Annotated in this window: 21 protein-coding genes and 1 pseudogene; 8 read left to right on the top strand and 14 right to left on the bottom strand. The window is 62.0% G+C overall.

The genetic code is table 11. From position 1 onward, the window contains the following. Positions 1–3: 3 nt before the first annotated feature. Positions 4–618: a hypothetical protein gene (locus NAP1_RS07660; protein WP_007164691.1), complete on the top strand. Its 615-nt coding sequence runs from the start codon at positions 4–6 to the stop codon at positions 616–618. Positions 619–693: 75 nt separating this feature from the next. On the opposite strand, the gene NAP1_RS15895 is transcribed toward NAP1_RS07660, so the two are convergent. The 5 genes and pseudogenes from NAP1_RS15895 to NAP1_RS07685 form a co-directional block, all read right to left on the bottom strand. Next, the gene (locus NAP1_RS15895; protein ID WP_162013476.1) at positions 694–2103 is read right to left on the bottom strand and encodes an acyl-CoA thioester hydrolase/BAAT C-terminal domain-containing protein; all 1410 of its coding nucleotides are present in this window, start codon (positions 2101–2103) and stop codon (positions 694–696) included. After that, positions 2096–3149 (bottom strand): annotated as a pseudogene (locus tag NAP1_RS07670) (PhoH family protein). Before NAP1_RS07670 ends, NAP1_RS15895 begins: the two are co-directional and overlap by 8 nt. Before the next feature lie 145 nt (positions 3150–3294). Then, positions 3295–4623: a tRNA (N6-isopentenyl adenosine(37)-C2)-methylthiotransferase MiaB gene (gene miaB / locus NAP1_RS07675; protein WP_040464352.1), complete on the bottom strand. Its 1329-nt coding sequence runs from the start codon at positions 4621–4623 to the stop codon at positions 3295–3297. Positions 4624–4658: 35 nt separating this feature from the next. Continuing rightward, a complete protein-coding gene (locus NAP1_RS07680; protein ID WP_007164696.1) occupies positions 4659–5465 on the bottom strand; it encodes a hypothetical protein in 807 nt (268 codons plus the stop codon). A gap of 141 nt (positions 5466–5606) precedes the next feature. Continuing rightward, positions 5607–6068: a peptidylprolyl isomerase gene (locus tag NAP1_RS07685; RefSeq protein WP_007164697.1), complete on the bottom strand. Its 462-nt coding sequence runs from the start codon at positions 6066–6068 to the stop codon at positions 5607–5609. A 111-nt stretch (positions 6069–6179) separates the two neighbouring features. Here NAP1_RS07685 and mgtE point away from each other — a divergent pair, with 111 nt between their 5' ends. After that, the gene (mgtE, locus tag NAP1_RS07690) at positions 6180–7628 is read left to right on the top strand and encodes a magnesium transporter (RefSeq protein ID WP_007164698.1); all 1449 of its coding nucleotides are present in this window, start codon (positions 6180–6182) and stop codon (positions 7626–7628) included. A gap of 6 nt (positions 7629–7634) precedes the next feature. Here mgtE and NAP1_RS07695 read toward each other — a convergent pair whose 3' ends face one another. Then, complete coding sequence (locus NAP1_RS07695; protein WP_007164699.1) at positions 7635–8576, bottom strand: cyclase family protein; 942 nt, start codon at positions 8574–8576, stop codon at positions 7635–7637. 68 nt (positions 8577–8644) lie between these two features. On the opposite strand from NAP1_RS07695, the gene NAP1_RS07700 reads away from it, so the two are divergent. Further along, entirely contained in the window at positions 8645–9034 is a 390-nt protein-coding gene (locus tag NAP1_RS07700; RefSeq protein WP_007164700.1) for a DUF1489 family protein, read from the top strand. An 11-nt stretch (positions 9035–9045) separates the two neighbouring features. Here the strand turns inward: NAP1_RS07700 and NAP1_RS07705 are convergent, their stop codons facing one another. Both NAP1_RS07705 and NAP1_RS07710 read right to left on the bottom strand, forming a co-directional pair. After that, the gene (locus NAP1_RS07705; protein WP_007164701.1) at positions 9046–9717 is read right to left on the bottom strand and encodes a cytochrome b/b6 domain-containing protein; all 672 of its coding nucleotides are present in this window, start codon (positions 9715–9717) and stop codon (positions 9046–9048) included. A gap of 23 nt (positions 9718–9740) precedes the next feature. After that, the gene (locus NAP1_RS07710; protein WP_162013477.1) at positions 9741–10241 is read right to left on the bottom strand and encodes a cytochrome c; all 501 of its coding nucleotides are present in this window, start codon (positions 10239–10241) and stop codon (positions 9741–9743) included. Positions 10242–10395: 154 nt separating this feature from the next. Here NAP1_RS07710 and NAP1_RS07715 point away from each other — a divergent pair, with 154 nt between their 5' ends. Continuing rightward, on the top strand, positions 10396–10641 hold the full coding sequence (locus NAP1_RS07715; protein WP_007164703.1) for a hypothetical protein: 246 nt from the start codon (positions 10396–10398) through the stop codon (positions 10639–10641). 32 nt (positions 10642–10673) lie between these two features. Here the strand turns inward: NAP1_RS07715 and NAP1_RS07720 are convergent, their stop codons facing one another. From NAP1_RS07720 to NAP1_RS07740, 5 genes are read right to left on the bottom strand one after another with little or no spacing between them, the layout of a single operon-like run. Next, positions 10674–11567, bottom strand: a complete 894-nt coding sequence (locus tag NAP1_RS07720; RefSeq protein WP_007164704.1) for a DUF1295 domain-containing protein — start codon at positions 11565–11567, stop codon at positions 10674–10676. Positions 11568–11621: 54 nt separating this feature from the next. Beyond that, the gene (locus NAP1_RS07725; protein WP_007164705.1) at positions 11622–12440 is read right to left on the bottom strand and encodes an SDR family oxidoreductase; all 819 of its coding nucleotides are present in this window, start codon (positions 12438–12440) and stop codon (positions 11622–11624) included. Further along, entirely contained in the window at positions 12437–13129 is a 693-nt protein-coding gene (locus NAP1_RS07730) for a DsbA family oxidoreductase (protein ID WP_007164706.1), read from the bottom strand. The genes NAP1_RS07725 and NAP1_RS07730 overlap by 4 nt, the downstream gene beginning before the upstream one ends. Beyond that, positions 13126–14019 (bottom strand): NAD(+) diphosphatase, encoded by an 894-nt coding sequence (gene nudC, locus NAP1_RS07735; RefSeq protein ID WP_007164707.1) that lies wholly within the window; start codon positions 14017–14019, stop codon positions 13126–13128. The genes NAP1_RS07730 and nudC overlap by 4 nt, the downstream gene beginning before the upstream one ends. After that, positions 14019–15344 (bottom strand): serine hydrolase, encoded by a 1326-nt coding sequence (locus NAP1_RS07740; protein ID WP_007164708.1) that lies wholly within the window; start codon positions 15342–15344, stop codon positions 14019–14021. The genes nudC and NAP1_RS07740 overlap by 1 nt, the downstream gene beginning before the upstream one ends. Before the next feature lie 136 nt (positions 15345–15480). On the opposite strand from NAP1_RS07740, the gene NAP1_RS07745 reads away from it, so the two are divergent. Further along, the gene (locus tag NAP1_RS07745) at positions 15481–15702 is read left to right on the top strand and encodes a hypothetical protein (RefSeq protein WP_007164709.1); all 222 of its coding nucleotides are present in this window, start codon (positions 15481–15483) and stop codon (positions 15700–15702) included. On the opposite strand, the gene NAP1_RS07750 is transcribed toward NAP1_RS07745, so the two are convergent. Then, positions 15699–16736, bottom strand: coding sequence for an A/G-specific adenine glycosylase (locus NAP1_RS07750; protein WP_007164710.1), 1038 nt, complete (start codon positions 16734–16736; stop codon positions 15699–15701). The genes NAP1_RS07745 and NAP1_RS07750 overlap by 4 nt on opposite strands. A gap of 14 nt (positions 16737–16750) precedes the next feature. Between NAP1_RS07750 and NAP1_RS07755 the strand changes: the two genes are divergently transcribed. From NAP1_RS07755 to NAP1_RS07765, 3 genes are all read left to right on the top strand, one after another. After that, positions 16751–17344 (top strand): DUF721 domain-containing protein, encoded by a 594-nt coding sequence (locus tag NAP1_RS07755; protein ID WP_007164711.1) that lies wholly within the window; start codon positions 16751–16753, stop codon positions 17342–17344. Next, a complete protein-coding gene (locus NAP1_RS07760; protein ID WP_241761196.1) occupies positions 17341–18102 on the top strand; it encodes a thioredoxin domain-containing protein in 762 nt (253 codons plus the stop codon). The genes NAP1_RS07755 and NAP1_RS07760 overlap by 4 nt, the downstream gene beginning before the upstream one ends. Positions 18103–18224: 122 nt before the next feature. Continuing rightward, a complete protein-coding gene (locus NAP1_RS07765; protein WP_007164713.1) occupies positions 18225–18971 on the top strand; it encodes a thioredoxin domain-containing protein in 747 nt (248 codons plus the stop codon). Positions 18972–18985: the final 14 nt, after the last annotated feature.

The following is an 18985-nucleotide window of genomic DNA, read 5'->3' on the forward strand; positions in this document are numbered from 1 at the left end:
CGCATGATGACCTCAATAAACCAATGGACAAGCAGCGCGGCAGGCAAATTTGCCGCGCTGCTTTTCTTCTGGTCACTGGTTCTGGCCGGTCCCGTGATTTTCCTGCACGAGGCAGGGCACTTCCTCGCTGGCCTCACCTATGGGGAGGATGTCCGCATGACCGCATCGAGCGTGATCTCAAACACGCCCGCTACCGACTATCCGCCGCTGCAGCGCGTGGTTCAAACCGGCATGGGGCCAATTGTGAGCGTCGTACTCACCTTGATCGGTATTGCCTTGATCGGGCGGTTTCGCGCGTTTGGATTGGCGCTCGCCATCACGGCGCCCGCGCGTTTCATCTTCTCGGTCGGGTTTCTGGGCGTCCTCGCCTACCGCGCCCTATCCGGACTACCGCCACCCTCGCCATCCTTCGACGAGCATACCGTTATGACCGCCATTGCTCTGCCACTTTGGCCGCTGCTTGTTGGCGAACTGATCTTCCTGATCTGGGTCTGGCGCACGGTGCACCGGGCGATGCCGGATAAGCGGCGATGGCTGGCGTGGGGCGCACTGATAGCAGGCACGGTTGCGGGGATTTTCGCCTGGCTTGGCTTGGTTGGACCGGCCTTGCTCAATTAAGCGTTCGGCCCATCGTTAGCCTCGACGATGCGGCCCAAAGCGCGTTGTCCCGGCAGCTGCCCCCCCGCATCAGCCTCAATCTTCGGAAAGCTGTTCGCGTAGCCACTCAATCTTGGCTTTCCAGAACCGCGATTCCGCCTCGCCCTCTGCGGCGATCGACTTGGCGCTCGGCTTGTCGCTGTCGTCGCCATAAAGCCATTTGGGGAAGGTACCGGTCCCGCAGATCTGGTGCCCGGCAAGTTCGTTCACGAGGACCGTGGTAGGCCTTTCCCCGCGCGTTTCGGCTATCACTTTCGACATCTCGCCCGATGCCCAGACGTGGTCGCGTCCGCCTCCGATAGCGAGGACGGGTGCGGCGATGTCTTCGACCGGGATACGCGCAGCTTGCTCATCCACTGCGAACAGCTTGCGCGACGCGAGATAGCGGTCGGTGTTCCAGTCCCACAGGCTCTGCCCCTCGACGAAGGGAAGCAGGCGCATGAAGGGGAGCGGTTCGCCGCCCCATGTCCATGAACTGAGATGCGCAGGTTTGTCGTAATCGACCGAGCCACCTTCCCACACGATATCGGTGCCCACGCACGCAATGACCGCGTCCAGCCAGTCGTATCGCACACCTGCGAGCAGCGCCATTTCTGCGCCTTTGGACGTTCCGTGGATGCCAATGCGCGACGCGTCCGCTTCGGGTCGGTTCGCGAGCCAATCGCGCGCGGTCTCGACCTGTTCGATCGGAATTTCCTCAAGGATCGTCGGAAGCCGCTCGTCGAATACGTGATAGGGCTGGTTGAAATAGGCGAGCGCCAGCGACGCAAATCCTTGCGCGGCATAGGCGCTTGCGGTCGCCTCGGTCATACCGGGCGATGCGCCCTCGCTGCCGTGAAGCACGATGAGAGCGGGATGCCCCGTTCCCGGCGGTGCGGCGTAGGCGCCGGCAAGCCCCTCGGCCGCGACCTTCATTTCGATGAGGTCATCAGGTCCATTCACAAGCTCGATATCGTATACCGCGAGAAGCTCTCCATTGCGGCTCGCGCCGAGCCTGACGATGCCCGCGGCAGGACGTTCGAGGCCCGCTGGCGGTTCAATGAAGCGGTTCGTGCCCTCGCGCCGCCCCGCCCAAAGCAGACCATTGCTGTCGGTCGACATGAAGGTGCCGTCGATGGGGGTCAGGCCGGACAGCTCGAGCACGCCATCTTGCGGCACGCCGACCGCGCGGGCGTGGAGCAGCTTTTCCGCCCTCACCCAATTGCCGGTCCCGTCATCCTCCCAACGCTCCATGTTGCGCAGCGAATGGAGCGTTACCGGATCTTCGCCATCGATCCCTTCCAGCCGAATGTCGGGTTCCTGACCCGCGATCCACACCGGGTCGCCGGTAAAGCGCGGGCCTTGCGTTGCCTCGCCCGAAACAGGTGTTTGCTGCGCGGATGCAATCGGGACCGCGCAAAGCGCACTGGCGGCAAGGCTCGCCGCGATCAGCGCAGTCTTACGCATCAGGCCCTTCATACGCCTCGACAATGCGGCCCACGATCGGGTGGCGCACGACGTCGGCGGCTGTGAAGCGGATTGTGCCAAAGCCGTCGACCCCTTCGAGCTTGTCGACCGCATCGGCCAGCCCGCTCATCCGGTCGCCGCCGGGAATGTCGACCTGGCGCGGATCGCCGCATATCACCATCCGGCTGTTCTGGCCAAAGCGGGTGAGGAACATCTTCATCTGCTCGCGCGTGGTGTTTTGCGCCTCGTCGAGGATCACGAAAGCATCGGCGAGCGTGCGCCCGCGCATGAAGGCAATCGGAGCAATCTCGATCTCGCCGGATGCGATCCGCCGCTCGACCTGTTCGGGCGGCATGCAATCGTAGAGCGCGTCGTAAAGCGGGCGCAGATAGGGATCGACCTTGTCCTTCATGTCGCCCGGCAGAAAGCCGAGCTTTTCCCCTGCCTCCACCGCCGGGCGAGAGAGGATCAGGCGCTGGACGCTTCCCGACATGAGCTGCGCCACCGCCTGCGCAACAGCGAGATAGGTCTTACCCGTCCCCGCCGGCCCAAGCGCGAAGATGATGTCGTCGCGCACGAGGCTACGCATATATGTGATCTGCGTTGCCGAGCGCGGTACGATGGTCTTGCGCCGCGTGCGGATCATGATCGGCGGCTCTTCCTTGTCGCCGGAGATGATCCCCTCCCAGCGTCGGCTCATTCGACATGGCAATCAGCGATTCAATCGCGCCGCTATCGAGGTCCTGCCCCAGCGCCAGCCTGTCATACATGGTGGTGAGCGTGTCGCGGGCCCGCCCAACCGCGTCTTCGGGCCCCTCGATCAAGATCTGGTCGCCGCGAGCGTGGATATAGACGCCAAGCCGGTTTTCCACCTGAACGAGGTTCGCATCGAACTCGCCAAAAAGCGGGCCAAGCAACGACTGGTTCTCGAAGGACAGTTCAGCCCGCGCTTGCCCGTGACCGATTGGCGCATCTGCGCGTGTTTTGGGATTGATGGCTTCGGGGATAACCGAAGGATCGATTGCGCTGGTCGGTCTGCGGCCCATGGGTAGCTACGCTCATCTCCTGTGCGAGTGTTTCCGAGTCGGAAAGGTAAGCGCGTTGCGAGGCAAAGCAAGCACAGCCCGCATCCAAGGTTGGGGAAAGTCACGCTGCCGACATGGCGTCACACAGGTGCAATGAGCTGCGTGATCAGGCGCTCAGGAGGCCTTCGATCGAGTTCGGACCCGCTTCGACAAGGCGGACTTCGACCAGATCACCTATCTGCGCATCGCCTTCGAACCAAACGCTGGTGAGCCATGGCGATTTGCCGAGCCATTGCCCCGGATGCTTGCCCTTGCGCTCAACGAGGACCGTGCAGGTCTTGCCGACAAGCCCCTCGTTGAAGGCCAGCTGGTCGCGGTTGAGGCGGGCTTGCAGGCGCTGAAGGCGTTCGTCCATCAGCTCCTTGGCGATCTGGTTATCCATCGTCGCAGCAGGGGTGCCGGGGCGAGGCGAATACTTGAAGCTGAACGCCTGCGAATAGCGGACCTCGTCGACCAACTTGAGCGTGTCTTCAAACTCCGCCTCGGTCTCGCCGGGAAAGCCGACGATGAAGTCGCCTGAGAGCGCGATATCCGGGCGCACTGTGCGAAAGCGTTCGAGGAGCTTGAGATAGCTTTCGGCGGTGTGCGAGCGGTTCATCGCTTTTAGCACGCGGTCATTGCCCGACTGCACCGGCAAGTGGAGGTACGGCATCAGCTTGTCGCAAGTGCCGTGCGCCTCGATCAGCGCGTCATCCATGTCGTTGGGATGACTGGTCGTGTAGCGAATGCGCTCAAGCCCATCCAATTCGGCAAGCGCGTGGATCAGCTGGCCGAGACCAACACTGCGGCCTTTTTCGTCCTCACCGGACCATGCGTTGACGTTCTGGCCCAGCAGCGTGATTTCGCGCGCGCCCGCTTCAATCAATTTGCGAGCTTCGTCGATCAAATCACTGTAGGGGCGTGATATTTCTGCTCCGCGCGTGTAAGGTACAACGCAATAGGTGCAGAACTTGTCGCACCCTTCCTGCACGGTCAGAAACGCGGTGGGCGAACGACGCTTGCGCTTGGGCAAGCTATCGAACTTCGCAATCGCAGGCATGTCGGTATCGGTCGCGCGCTCACCCGCAACCGCCTTGTCCAGCATGTCGGGCAAGCGGTGATAGGCCTGCGGGCCGACCACCATGCTAACTGCCGGAGCGCGGGCCATGATCTCCTCGCCTTCGGCCTGCGCAACGCAGCCGGCAACCGCGATCATCGGTGCCTTTTCCTGCGTCTTGCCTTTGGTCAGACGGCCAATGTCGGAGTAGATCTTCTCCGCCGCCTTCTCACGGATATGGCAGGTGTTGAGCACCACCAGGTCAGCGTCCTCACCTTCTGGCGCAGGCGTGATGCCCTTTTCGGCCAACAGCTCGCCCATACGCTCGCCATCATAGACGTTCATCTGACAGCCGAAGGACTTGACCCGGTAGGTCTTGGGAGGAGTTTGCGGTTTCATGATTGGCGGCGCTTTACCCGCAACTTCGCGCCACTTCAATTGTCAGCTTCATCCTTCGGTTTGCGACCGGAATGAACGCAGGGTTCGACCTCCTGCCAGCCCGTACCCGGATGGTCGTCGTTATCGCGCTGGCATTCAACCATCGGCTTTCGGATGCCTTGTGCGCGCACGATCTTGAGCGCGTCGCTGTTGGAGTATGCTGCGATCCAAACAAGACAATCGGACAGCAGGCGAATGCTGTGTTTCGTGAACTGACCGTTCCGCGGTCCGCAATTGAGCGTGTACACGTCAGCGGCCGGCGCATCGTCGAAACGCGCGAACCTGCGCAGGACTTCACCTCGCTCGTTGAATACCGTGCGCTGCACGTCGTTGGTCATCGCCTCGCCGCGGTAGAATGGCGAGGTGTTGAACATGTAAGCTTTCACTTCCGGATAGCGGATCGAGACCTCGGTCGCGAGCGCCCCTCCCAGCGAGTGGCCCGCTACGATCCATGGCAAGTCGTCGTCAAAGCGCGCCATCTCCGCCTCGAAAGTGCTGACAGCAATGTCGATCTGGTCGCGGCGCAATGTGCCGTAGAAGATATCGGTGAAGCCGTCGAAATCGGTCCCGCGAAAGGCCAGAATGCGCGCAACAGGCTTTCTGGCAGGATCGCCTTCAGAACCGGTCTCGAACTGTTCGAAGATCTGGTAACCGAAGCCGCGCTCACGGTCCTCTTCGGCAATCGGCAAACGCTCAAGCCGCTCAAGCGTGGGGAGCGGATAGGCGTATATATCGTCATCACCGACATAGGCCTGTGTCGAGGCAACCGCGAAAGGATAAGCCTGCACGGCGGCGGCACGCATAAAGCCGCACCAGCCACCAGGCTCAGTCCGGCATGGTGACCGCGATTGCGAAATGTCGGGAAAGGTGGCGCAGGCCGAAACTGCCAACAGGCAAATCGCAAGTGCGACCCGGCGCAGCGTCACCTATTTACTCCCATCAGTTTAGGCGACAGTCGCCTTCACGATCTTGCCCGGCTGTGCGGGCGGCTCGCCCTTGGGCAGAGCATCGATGTGTTCCATGCCCTCTTCGACCTGGCCCCAGACGGTGTACTGGCCGTCGAGGAATTCGGCATCGTCGAAGCAGATGAAGAACTGCGAGTTGGCGCTGTCGGGGACCTGCGTACGGGCCATCGAGCAGGTGCCGCGCGTGTGCGGCTCGCTGTTGAACTCGGCCTTGAGGTCAGGCTTGTCGCTGCCGCCCATGCCGGTGCCGGTCGGATCGCCGCCCTGAGCCATGAAGCCCGGGATCACGCGGTGGAATACGACGCCGTCATAAAAGCCTTCGCCGGCGAGCGTGGTGATGCGCTCGACGTGGCCGGGTGCGAGGTCCGGGCGCAGCTTGATGACGACGTCTTTTGCTTCGCCGTCGCCGGTGTCGAGCGTGAAAGTGAGCTTTTCGGCCATTTGTCAGAATCTCCTGATTGATTTGCCCGTGCGCCTAACGGTTTTGGTTCGCCATGTCACCCGTGCGGGTAAGCGGTTGCTTTTCGAGAGGCCGCATCTAAACCCGCTCCCATGGTCGATCCTGCAGCCCTTGATGATGAAGTGCTGACCGCCGAGGCGGAAGAGGAAGAAGTGCGCCCCGACGACCGCATCGACGATGAGCGGCACGACGAGGAAAACCGGCTAAAACCGGAATATGTGCGCGAGGTCGAGGAAGCGCTCGAGGCGGGCGATACTGGCGCGGTCTATGACCTTGTCGAGCCGCTCCACCCTGCTGACATCGCCGACTTGCTCGAACTGTTCGACCGCGACGATCGCGCAATGCTCGCCGCTTCGATCACCGACCTGATGAGCGCGGAAGTGATCGCGGAACTGAACGATCACGTGCGCGAACTGATGATGGAGGCGCTCGAGCCTCAGGACGTCGCCGCAATTACCGAACAGCTGGAGACCGACGACGCGGTCCAACTGCTCGAAGACCTCGACGAGGACGACCAGAAGGCGATTATCGCCGAGCTGGAGCCTGAGACGCAGGCCGCGGTCAATTCCGCGCTGTCCTATCCCGAGGAGACCGCCGGACGCCTGATGAACCGCGCCGTGATGGCGGTTCCCGAGCACCTGACCGTGGGCGACCTTATCGATTACCTCCGCGAGGAAGGCGACCTCACGCACGATTTCTTCGAGGTTTTCGTGGTCGATGCCGCCTTCCATCCGGTCGGCACCTGCGCGCTCAACTGGATTTTGACGACCCCGCGCAACATCAAGCTCACCGACGTGATGAAGCGCGACCAGACGCTGATCCCGGTCGATACCGATCAGGAAGAAGTCGCGCTGATGTTCCAGAAATACGCGCTGATTTCGGCTGCGGTGGTGGACGAGAGCGGACGGCTTGTGGGCCAGATGACGGTCGATGACATCGTCCACATCATCTCCGAAGAAGCGGGAGAGGATGCGCTGCTTCTCTCAGGTGCGGGCGATGGCGACATCAACGAGCCGATCCGTGAGGCCTACTCCAGCCGCGTACGCTGGCTGGTCGCGAACCTTGGGACGGCTGTGGTGGCTTCCGCGATCATCGCGTTCTTTGGCGCCGCGATCGAGCAGCTCGTGGCGCTAGCCGTCTTGATGCCAATCGTGGCCAGCATTGGCGGCAATGCAGGCACGCAGACTATGGCCGTCGCGGTTCGCGCAATTGCGACCAACCAATTGACGCGAGCGAACACTTGGAAAATCGTGTGGCGCGAATTGCGCGTGGCGATCCTCAACGGCTTCACGGTTGCGGTGCTGATCGGGATCGCGGCTGGTATCCTGTTCGGCTGGCAGATGGGCGTCGTCATCGCGCTTGCCATGGTCATCAACATCGCGGTCTCGGGACTTGCAGGTGTGCTGGTCCCGGTCGCGTTCGAGCGCATGGGTCAGGACCCTGCGGTCGCGTCCAGCGTGTTCGTGACGATGATCACCGATTCGATGGGCTTCTTCGCCTTCCTCGGCCTTGCGGTCGCGGCTGGCCTTGCACCGCTTTAGCGCGTTCTACTTGATCGCCAGCGGATTGATCACCGCCTGCACCGATCCGGCAAAACGCGGCTGCCCCAGCACGAAGAAGAACTCGTAAATCTCGTCCGCGGCAAGCGGCCCGGTGTTCATCGTCTCAAGAATGTAGATGCCGTGATCGACGAGTAAGGCCGCGTGGACTGGAAAGACGATCCCGTCCTCGAAACTCATTGTCTCCAACGCAGCGCTGTCCGCACCGACTGCCACAACGCCGAGGCCAGCGAGGTATTCCGCGCCATCGGCATTGATGCCGGGCTGCCGGGCGATGAAGGCTTCCGGGTCTTCCTCAGCCATCGAGAGCCATCCGGAATGAAGGAGCACCACGTCCCCTGCCCTGATCTCAACCCCTTGCGCCTCGGCTGCGGCAGCGATGTCCTCGCCGCCAAAGCTCGCCATCGGTTCCAGTCGGTCGGTGCCGAAATGCTTCGCCATGTCGATCAGTACGCCGCGCGTCGCGATGGGCGGGATCTGGTCGGTACCGAACTTGGTGAGGCCGTTGGGCGTCAGGAATTCCTCTGCGCGCACGCCGCCATAATGCACCCCGTCACGCCCGATATGGCCAAGTCCGTCGATCTGGCTGCCGATCCCCACATGCGTGACGAGGCGATCATCGTGGCCCGTGATGCGGTTCGCTCCCATCGCGTCGCCAGCGGCGAAGGTCTCGATCGAGAAGCTGCGCCCCGGATACGGCACGCTGTCCGGTCCGGTGACCACGCCAAGCGGATAGACCTTGCCCTCGGTCACGAGACCGGCGGCGTTCGCGGTCATCGCTTCGGTGATGGTGCTCGCCATGCCGTATTCGGGATGGGGCTCGCCGGGTGTGAGGTCGGCTTGATCCGCCTGCTCGCCCGCCTGTCCTGAACACGCGGCAAGCGCCACCAGCATGCCAGCCACGAGTGCATTTTTCGCACTGTTCACCATCGAAATTCCCCCTGTTTTCCGCTCTTGACCGGTTCAAAAACCGCCTCTGACCCGCCATATGAATACACATGCCTCTCCACCTGACCAAGATCGCGTTTGGCGCGCAGAGCTATACCGACATCGAAAGCTGGTACGCCGGTCGCCGCAGCCCGCACCTGACAACCAAGTATCGTCCGACAAAATGGGAGGAATGCATCGGCGGCTCGCTGTACTGGATCCACCAGCACAGCATCGTCGCTCGCTCCGAAATTCTTGGCTTTTCGCAGACCGATAGCGGGCGCTGGCTAATCGAGCTGAAGCCCGAACTGGTCCGGGTCTCCCCGCGTCCCAAGCGCGCCCATCAGGGCTGGCGCTATCTCAAGGGAGAGCCCCCTCGCGACCTTGCTCCGGGTGAAGACATCGGCGACGCTCTACCCGGAAAGCTGGCGGCGAAGCTGGAGAAGTTGGGACTGGTTTAGGTCAGCGGCATCTATGTCAAAGGCGGGGCGCCAAGGTAGATCCACAGCGCGATCCCAGCCGCAACCGCGAAGGCGCCTAGTGCCCTGCCCCAAGGGGTCGGCGAGTTGTCGCTCACCACAAGCTTTTTCTCGCCCTTGCCGCCGATCATCGCGCCGATCAGGTTTTCCGCGCGCACAGCGCCGTAGATGCCGATTGCGGTGATGTGCAGGCCGATCATTCCGACAACGACCCACCAGAACCATTCATGCGTATCGGTGAGCGTGTCGGCGGTGCCAACTCCGACCAGAGGGTTCAGCGGCCCTGTCGCTCCATCGTACGGATCGCCTGCGAACAGCCCCATCGCGACTTGTGCCAGCGTAAAGCCAAGTAAGCCGAGCACTGCGAGAGCGGCCAGCGGGCTGTGCCCTTTGTTCGCCTTCTCGTCATAGCCGCCGCGAAGGTAGGCGAGCACTTTCCCCGGCCCCTTGAGAAAGTTTCCGAAGCGCGCCGTATCCGTACCGACAAAGCCCCAGAAGATGCGGAACAGCAGCACCGCGAGCAGCACATGGCCGAGCCTTATATGCCAGCCCCATTCGGAATTGTCGGCTGTCACCCACATAGCCGGGACCAGCACGGCCAGCGACCAGTGGGTGAGCCTGACCGGCAAGTCCCAGATGCGAACGGGCTGAGTGGGTTCGGCCATGCGCTATGCGACCTTGCGCTGGATCAGTCGTCGTCCTTGCGGAAGCTATCGTGGCAGTTCTTGCAGCCATTCTTGCCGAGATTGCCGACCTGCGCGCCCACCGCTTCGGGATCGCCAGTTGCCGCAGCCGCCATCATTTCCTCGCTCAATCCGACAGCGGTCTGGATCGCTTCGTTGAAGCCTTCCGGGTCCTCCCAGATCGCGGCGAGAGCTTCGGTGTCGTAGCCCGCTTCCATGCTGGTTCCTTCGGGGAACAGGTCTGGCAGGCGCTGGAGCCTTGTGTTGATGTCGGCAGCAGCCGGTTCGATCACCGCAAAATCGGGAGCGTCGGTTTCAAGCTGTTCGCGGATCGCCTTGAAGCTGTCGCCGATGGCTTCGAAATTGTCCTGACGTTCGGCAATTTCGGCTGGCGCATCGCCGGCGGGTTCGGGCGCTTCGGCATCTGTCGTTTCGCCGCCGCATGCTGCGAGCAATGCAATGAGCGGGGTGGCAGCGATCAGGCGAAAAGTGGAATTGCGGGTCATTGGGTCGGGTCCTTGATGCGAGGTGTGACGGCGCTCTTTGATCCCGGTTGCGACACTACAGATTGCTGGCCCTTGCGCAAATATCGAATTTTGCGAGCGCTTTTTGGGAACGCTGGCGGGTCCTTCCCGGTAAGCGAGGTAAAGGAGAAACAACATGCCAGAGCGTCAATCGCTTCACCCCGACAACGAACTCATCGAAGAAATCACCAAGGAAGCCACCCCGTCGCATCAGGGCAGCGCCGATGGGACGGTCAATGTGCGCGTGGGCAAACGCGCCGAGCTGAACCGCGCGACCGATCCCGACAACCGCGAACCCGTGGTCGGCTCGGACAACCCCGAAGATGATGCTCGCAAGGGTCCCAAGACGATGGAGGCCATCAAGAAGGGCGAAGCAAACTAAGTCAGGCTATCGAGCACCTGCCCCCGCCCGCATCAACCCTGTGCGGCGGGAGGCTTGGGAAAGAGCACTGGGGTCTTTCGGCGATATTCCTGATACTCGGGGTCGTCGCCCCAGCGCTCTTTTGCCTGTTCTTCCTGCAGGTTGATCCCGCTGATCCGGGTCAGCAACAGGTAGACGAAGATCGGCGAGATCACGACCAGCCAGCTCATTCCCGAAAGCACGGGGATGGCGATCACGAAGATACCGGTCCACAGCGTGATTTCGCCAAAGTAATTGGGGTGGCGCGACCACCTCCACAATCCGACATTGATGAAATCGCCGTCGTTCTCGTCCTTGGACTTGAACGCGCTTTTTTGTGCGTCGGCGATAGTCTCAAAGGCCATGCCGATGACCCAGATCGCTGCGCCGACCCAGAAGAAAATACCGATCGGCTCGCGCGTTTCATTGGTGATGATCGCGAGCGCGGCGGAAGCAGTCAGGATCACCCAGAGCGCCTGAAGCGTCCAAGCTGCAAGGAAGCGCGGCGGGTTTTTCTTGATCTTCTCGAACCGGCTGTCGCTGCCGCCCTTCGCCTGGATGCGAATGAAGAGGAACGTGCCGAGACGAATGCACCAGATGGCGACCATCGCGGCCACGACAATACCGCGAGTGTCGAGAGAACCCATCGTGGTGACGGCAGCGTAGCAGGCAAGCGCCGTAACGCTGAGATAGGTGATCGCTCCAAAGCTGTCGTAAAATTTGTCTGATTGCGCAGCAGCGGAGGGGATGAAGGCAAGCCAGTTGATCACCAGCGCCATCCACGCGCACCAATACATGGTGGGCGCGTCATAGACCTGAACGCTGTTTGCGCCTGCGAAAAACGCAAATGCGAGCGCGAAAATCGTGACAAATGCCACGACGGTAAAGCTCTTGATTGCCTTGCTCATTGAGCCCCTGTCCCCTGTTTCTTGTATTGGCGAATGTTTTGGTGCTGTTTAGGCCTACTGCTTTTCGGCGGCTTGTGAAGCTTTACGGATTTGCTCGACGACCAGACGCACATCGTGGCGCGCATCCTGCTCCGGCGGTAGCGCATATTCGGCAAAACTCGCCGAGAGCTCGCTCATGCGTTCGCCTATCCGCACCTCATTGTAGCCATGGCTTACCACGAAGCGGCGGCGCTGCATGACTTGCGGCAGGATCCGGTCGACATAGTCCTCGACATTCATGCCGAGCTTCATGAATTGTTCGGGCCCTAGCGGGGTGAAGACCCAGCCCGGCACGATCAGGCCCGCATGGACGTGCGCGGGCAGATCACCGCGCAGGCTTTCGGTCAGGCCCAGAACGGCATGCTTCGCGCTTATGTACGCAGCGGATTGCTCGATCGCGCAGAACCAGCTGTTCTCACTGCCCGTGTTGTAGATTGCGCTCGGATTGTCCTGCGCGATCAACCTTGGAGCGAAAGCGCGGCAGCCGTTCCACACGCCCCAGTAATTGACGTCAAAATGCGCGCGGGCACGGGCTGGGTCGACTTCCCACAGCTTGGCTCGCGGCCCGCTTTCACCGGCATTGTTGAAGACGAGATCGACGCTTTCGAAAGTGTCGAAAGCTGCGTCGGCAAGCGCCTCAACCGCTTTCAGGTCGCTCACATCGCAGGCCATCGCGGTGATACCGTCGATTGCAGCGGCACGGTCGAGGGCAGGCCCGGGCAAATCGGCGACCATCACGCCCAGCCCTTGTCCCGCCAGTCTTTGTGCGAGCGCCAGCCCGATCCCGCTTGCGCCGCCCGTTATGACCGCGCTCTTGGGAGCGAATTCGCTCACTCAGCAGAAGCCCGCGTCTTCTCGACCACGCGGCGCAGTGCATTGACGTAGACATCAGGCGCCTGCGCGCCGGGGATCATGAACTTGCCTTCAACGATCATGGCGGGAACGCCGGAGATGTTAAGGTCCCACGCCTGGCGCTCCTCTGCGAGTACGCGCGCTTCAAGATCGGCGTCATCAAACGCAGCTTTGGCAGCTTCGCGGTGGAGACCGACTTCGCTCGCGATGCCCAGCAGCACGTCGCGGTCGGACAAATCCTTGCGATGGTTGAAATGGGCCTCGAACAGAGCAAGCTTGAGCTTCGTCTGGACTTCCGGCCCCATCTGCTCAAGCGCGAGGCCCAGCAGCTTGTGGCAATCGCGCGTGTTCCACATCATCGCTGGCGGCGCCTCACCCTCGCCTTCGTAACTCAGCGATACACCGGCGCTCTCAGCGATTTCGCGCATCTTGCCGCGCACCGCTGCGCCCTCTTCGGCAGAGCGGCCATATTTGCGGCTGAGATGCGCCTCCTGCTCCTCGCCCTCTTTGGGCATGTCGGGATTGAGTTCGAACGGCCGCCAGCGCACCTGCGCCTCGATCTCGCCCTCAAGCTCATTCAGCGCCTTGGTCAGCTGGCCGTAGCCGATCACGCACCATGGGCAAACGACGTCGGAATAGATGTCGATCGTGAGCTTTTCCGGAGCACTCATTCGGTCTTCTCCAGCCACCATTTCATCAGCGTATGCGCAATCGCGTGAGGCGGCGGCGCATGGAACGGGCCATTGCCCGCGACAGCCGATGCTACTTCCTCGCGAGTGAACCAGAGGATCTCGGCCATCTCGGTCTCGTCGATGGTGAGCGCATCGTCATCCGCATAGGAATGGCATCCTACCATAAGCTGGCTTGGAAAGGGCCATGGCTGGCTGGCGATGTAGGAAACGTCGCGAACGCGCACGCCCGATTCCTCGAACACCTCGCGCGCGACAGCCTCTTCGATGGTTTCGCCCGGTTCGACAAATCCTGCGAGCGCGGAGAAGCGCCCTTCAGGCCAACCCTTCCCTCGTCCCAGCATCAAGCGACCTTCATACTCTGCCAGCATGATCGTGACCGGATCGGTGCGCGGGAAATGCTGTGAGCTGCAATTGTCGCAATTGCGCTGCCAGCCGCCCTTCGCGATCTTTGTCGGCGCGCCGCAATTCGCGCAGAAGCGGTGGCGGGCGTGCCAGTCGATCAGGCTGCGCGCCCCGCCGTAAAGCGCCAGATCACCCGGATCGAGTGTCGCCATCAGCGACCACAGGCGCGGATTCGCCATGCGAGGGCTTGCGTCGCCCTCTGGCGGAACCGCGGCAAAGCACGGTTTCTCGCCGCCATCGCTACGATCGAGGCCCAGGAACACCAGCTCCGCATCCTCGGCAGCGTCGGCCAAAGTGCCCCAGGCAAGCCGCCCGGTTTCGTCGAGTTCCGGCATCAGCGCGTCGAGCTTCAGCAGCCGCGCCTTCCAGTTCATCATGCCGGCCAGAGCATCGCGGTCCGCGCGAAGATTATCCGCGCGGTCGAGAGGAGATCCGGCGAAGGCGATGGGTCCGTTTGCGAGCGCCATTACGAGGCGTGGTTTGCGTGACCCGCATGCATCGCCGCGACATCCGCCTCAAGCGCAGCGAGATATTCGTCGCGGATCGGATAGGCGTCGGACGGCATGTACTGAGTGTAAAGCCCGGTGCGCAGGCCAAGCTTGTAATCGACCGCAGCAAGCGTGCCAGCCGCACCGCCCCAGCCGAACGTGCCATTGACCGAACGACCGCCAGCGCCGTGACCCTGACCCACCATCCACGATCCGGTAAGATCGACGGTTTCGGGGATGAGATCGGAAGTACCAACGCGCACAGCTTCCTCGCTCATGATGCGCTCATCGCCAAGCTTGCCGTAGCCAAGCAGCATGCGCAGGAACCGATCATAGTCCTTGGGCGAGGAAACAAGGCCACCGCCGCCCGCGGGCACCTTGGGCTCGTCGAGGAAGATCGAGTTTGCACCCGGATCGAGCGGCAGGAGCGTCTCACCAAGGATGCCGTAATTGTCGGTGAGGCGGCCCTTCTCGCTTTCGGGCACCGTCATCCAAGTGCTGGTCATGCCGAGCGGCTCGAACATCCGGGTCTTGAGGAAAGCCTCGAAATCCATCCCGCTCGCAACTTCGATCACGCGGCCAAGCAGGTCGATCGAGTTCGAGTAGCTCCACTTGGTCGCGGGCTGATAAGCGAGCGGCAGACTGGCGAGCCTGTTGGTCCACACTTCAAGACCCGGTGCAGGCGTTGGGTTCGGAACGCCAGGGATCGGGAAGCGGCTGACGCGCCCGCCGACGATACCGTTCGCGACATAAGCGTCGAGCAGCGGGCCCTTGGACGTAATCGTGTAACCGATGCCTGCGGTGTGGGTGAGCAGTTGGCGGATCGTGATCGGACGCTCGGGCGCGACGGTGTTGTCGAGCGGACCTTCGGGATCGACCAGAACCTGCGTGTCGCGGAATGCGGGGATGATGTCGTAAAGCGGCGTGTCGAGCTCGAACGCGCCATCGTCGATCAGCATCATCGTTGCCATACCGGTAATCGGCTTCGACATCGAATAGATGCGGTAGAGCGAATCCATATCGGCTTCGGTGCTGCCATTCAGCGCGAGAGTGCCTCCGCCGACGGTATGCGCCATGTCGTCCTGCCCCCACCCGAAGGTAAGCAACATATTGGCGACCTTGCCTTCGCTCACATACTTGTTCGCCATCGCAGCAACATTGGGCCAGCTCTCGCTTACATCATGAGCAAGGAGCGCGCGCCCGAACGGGAGCGATGCGAGCGTGGCACCTGCCATCGCATAGGCTCCTCCGCGGAAAAGCGAGCGGCGCGAAAGGCTGGGTTGTTCGAAAGTGCGAAAGGCCATTGTGGGTTCTCTCCCGGGTGGGTCAGTTTCGTTTGACGACTGTTTGAGCGAGCGAGGCTTAACCGTCAATTGCAAGTGCACAGCCGCCGTCTATTTGAGGCTTGATTCTGCAAGGTGTTATACCCATATAACACACATGGGAAACATACTTGCATACCTCATCGGGCTCATCAGCCTTGTTATCGTCATCCCCGCGCAGATACCGCTTCTGGGCTGGGCCAACTGGCTTGCGCTGCCGCTGATTGCGCTTGGCGTGGTGATCGGGGCGCTGTCCTCGAGAACAGGCGGGCGTAATTTCTGCCTGATCGTGGGCCTGATCGCTGCGGTTCGCCTGACTTTGGGTGGCGGCTTCGTTTAATTGCTGGCCAGCGCCAACCGCGCGGCTTTGACGAATAGCGTCGGCAGGCCTGCCTCTTCAATCTCACCAATCGGCCACCATTCGCCATCACCCGGCGGGGCGGTGGTCGCCTCAATGCGCACCACTCTAAGAGTCAGGTGAGCATGGGAAAAAGTGTGCCGCACGGCGCCCATTTCCTGCACCTCGCCAGCAATCGGAGCCTCGCCTGAACCATCCTCGCGCGCGCTCCAGCCGTCATCGGGCAGCGCGCGCATCCCGCCGAGCATCCCTTTGCCGGGGCGCGTCACGAGCCAGACTTTCCCCTCCCGCTTGATCCAGTAGGCGGTGCCGCGTCGCTCTGGCTTGGCTTTCTTGGGCGGTTTGACCGGTAGCCGCTCGGGCTGCCCCGCCTTGCGGCCTTCGCACTCTTCGGACAGCGGACACAGCAGACAGCGCGGCGCTTTCGTGGTGCATATCTGCGAGCCGAGATCCATCATCGCCTGCGCGAAGTCCCCGGCGCGGTGCCCGGGAGTAATCTCGTCGGCTCGCGCGCGGATCGGCTTACGAGCGCCCGGCAGAGGCTCCTCAATATCGAACAGCCGCGCAACCACCCGCTCAACATTGGCATCGACCACCACGGCGCGCTCGCCGAAGGCAATCGCTGCAATCGCCGCTGCGGTGTAAGCGCCAAGGCCGGGAAGCTCGCGAAGTTCTGGCTCTGTCGAGGGAAAGCCGCCACGCGACGCCACTTCGCGCGCGCATTTCACGAGATTGCGAGCGCGCGAGTAGTATCCGAGCCCCGCCCACGCCGCCATCACCTCATCATCGCTCGCCCCGGCAAGATCGAAGACGGTCGGCCAGATGGTCGTAAATTTGGCAAAGTAAGGCTTCACCGCAGCGACCGTCGTCTGTTGCAGCATGACCTCGGACAGCCACACGCGATAAGGCCACGCAGGATCGTTTGGCGCAGGCTCTCCCGGCGGATTGCGCCATGGAAGCTCGCGCGCGTGTTTGTCGTACCAGTCGAGAAGGTTGTCTGAAGCGCTAGCAGTCACGGCGCGCCTATGGCATGGCTGGAAGCGAAATGGGAAGCGACAAGACCACGAATTCGGGCAAACCGAAGCCCAGCGCCAGGGGACGTCCGCGCAAGGCCGCCAAACCGTATGAGCGCCCGCGCGGGCGCGGCCCCAAGGCCATTGGCGATCTGATGCCCGAAATCGGGCGCACCGCCTTTCGCCGCTTTGGCTTTGTTCAAAGTTCGGTCGTCACGCGCTGGCCCGAAATTGTCGGGCCGGTCCATGCGCGCGTCTGCTCACCCGAAGCGATCCGTTTTCCGCCGGGAGAGAAGTCCGAGGGCATCCTGCAGCTTGTCGTCACACCCGCCCACGCACCGCTGATCCAGCAGGTGCTCCCGGAAATCATCGAGCGGGTGAACCGCTTTTTCGGCTACAACGCCGTCGCGCGCGCGAAAATTCGGCAAGGCGCGGTTAAGCCGCCAAATGCTCAAGAGAAGCCCAAAGCGCCGCCGTCGCTCAAGCCGATCCCGATGGAACTGGGAGACAGCCTGCGCGACATCGGCGATCCCGAGCTGCGCACCGTGCTGGAAAGCCTCGCGCGCAGTATGGGCGACGGGGACAAGACGAAGAGAGACGACGAGACGTGAGAAGATCCACTTTGGCAGGAGTGGCAGCCGCCACGTTGCTTGCCCTTCCCGCTGGAGCGCAGCAGGCGCCGCTTTCGCAGGACAACCAACTTTCCAATCCGGGAAGCGCCTTTGTCGGCGATGGTCGCCGCGCCGCATGGCATGCCGAGATCGAGCGCACCGAGCGTGGTTTTCGCATCGGCAACCCCAATGCCGAGGCGAGCCTGATCGAATTCATCAGCTACACCTGCGGCCACTGCGCCACCTTTGCCAAGGAAGGCGAAGGCGCGCTTGATCTAACCGTGCTTGCGCCCGGCCACATGAACCTCGAGATCCGCCCGGTTATCCGCAACGCGATCGATCTTACCGTCTCGCTGCTGGTGCAGTGCGGCGATGTGTCGGGCATGAAGGATCGCCACCGCATGTTCCTCACCCGACAGGACAGCTGGATGGCGAAAGCGCAGCGAGCCCCGCAATCGCAAATGCAGAGCTGGGCCAGAGGCGACAGAGCATCGCGCGCCAACATGGCGGCGGCGCTCGATTTCGACGACATGCTTGCCAATACCGGCATGAGTCGGGTCGAGATCAGCGCATGCCTTGCCGATGATGAGGCCGCGCTTGCGCTGATCCGCAATGGTGATGCTGACCGCGAAGAATTCGCCGTTCCCGGCACGCCGAGCTTTGCGCTCGATGGCGAGCTGTTGCAGCAGGTTCATTCGTGGGACGCGCTTTATCCGGTATTGAGCGAACATTTCCGTCCCGGAAACGCACAGGATTGATCAATTCAGGCGTCTAATTCACAGTTTCAGCACATTTTTGCACAAGCCCTTCCCCCGGAGCGCTTGGGCTCTACAACCCACCGCGATAGTCTTTCCCTTCGATTCCAAGGATACGTCCGACCATGAATACGATCCGCACTTCTCTCAAGCTTGCTTTCGCAGCGCCGCTCGCGCTTGCTGTTGCCGCGTGCGGCGGCGAGGAAGGCGATGTCGCCTCGAGTGAAGCTATCGAGCCGATTGCTGCCCCGGACGGCACCAACTGGACCGAGACAGTGACGGTCAGCGAGGAAGACGGATACATCCTCGGCAATCCCGATGCGCCGATCAAGCTGGTCGAATATGCCTCGCATACCTGCGGCGGCTGTGCGCAGTTCGCGGCCACCGCCAAGGAACCGATCAAGGAATATGTGGCAACCGGCGTCGTCAGCTTCGAACAGCGCAACCTCGTTCGCGACCCGATCGACCTTACCATCGCGACCCTGGTGCGGTGCGGCGCTGATGAGAACATGCAGACCCTGTCCGACATGGCCTGGGCACAGTTGCCTGCCTTCTTCAACAACGTGAACAGCAACAACGCTGCATATCAGGCCGCTGGCAACGCTCCGCCCGAACAGCGCTTTATCGGCATTGCGCAGGCCGCCGGGCTGGTCGAATTTTTCGCAGCACGCGGGATTTCCGCTGACCAGCAGCGCGCTTGCCTTTCCGATGTCAGCACGATCGAGAGCATAGCCAACAATTCGTCCGAACAGGCGAATGAGCTTGGCATCAACTCGACGCCGACCTTCCTCCTGAACGGTCGCAAGCTCGATGTAATCGGCTGGGGCGAGCTTGAGCCGCTGATCCAGCGCGCCGGTGCGCGGCAGGAATAAGCGGGGCTAACCGG

It is taken from the genome of Erythrobacter sp. NAP1, from assembly GCF_000152865.1.
Classification (GTDB): Bacteria; Pseudomonadota; Alphaproteobacteria; order Sphingomonadales; family Sphingomonadaceae; genus Erythrobacter.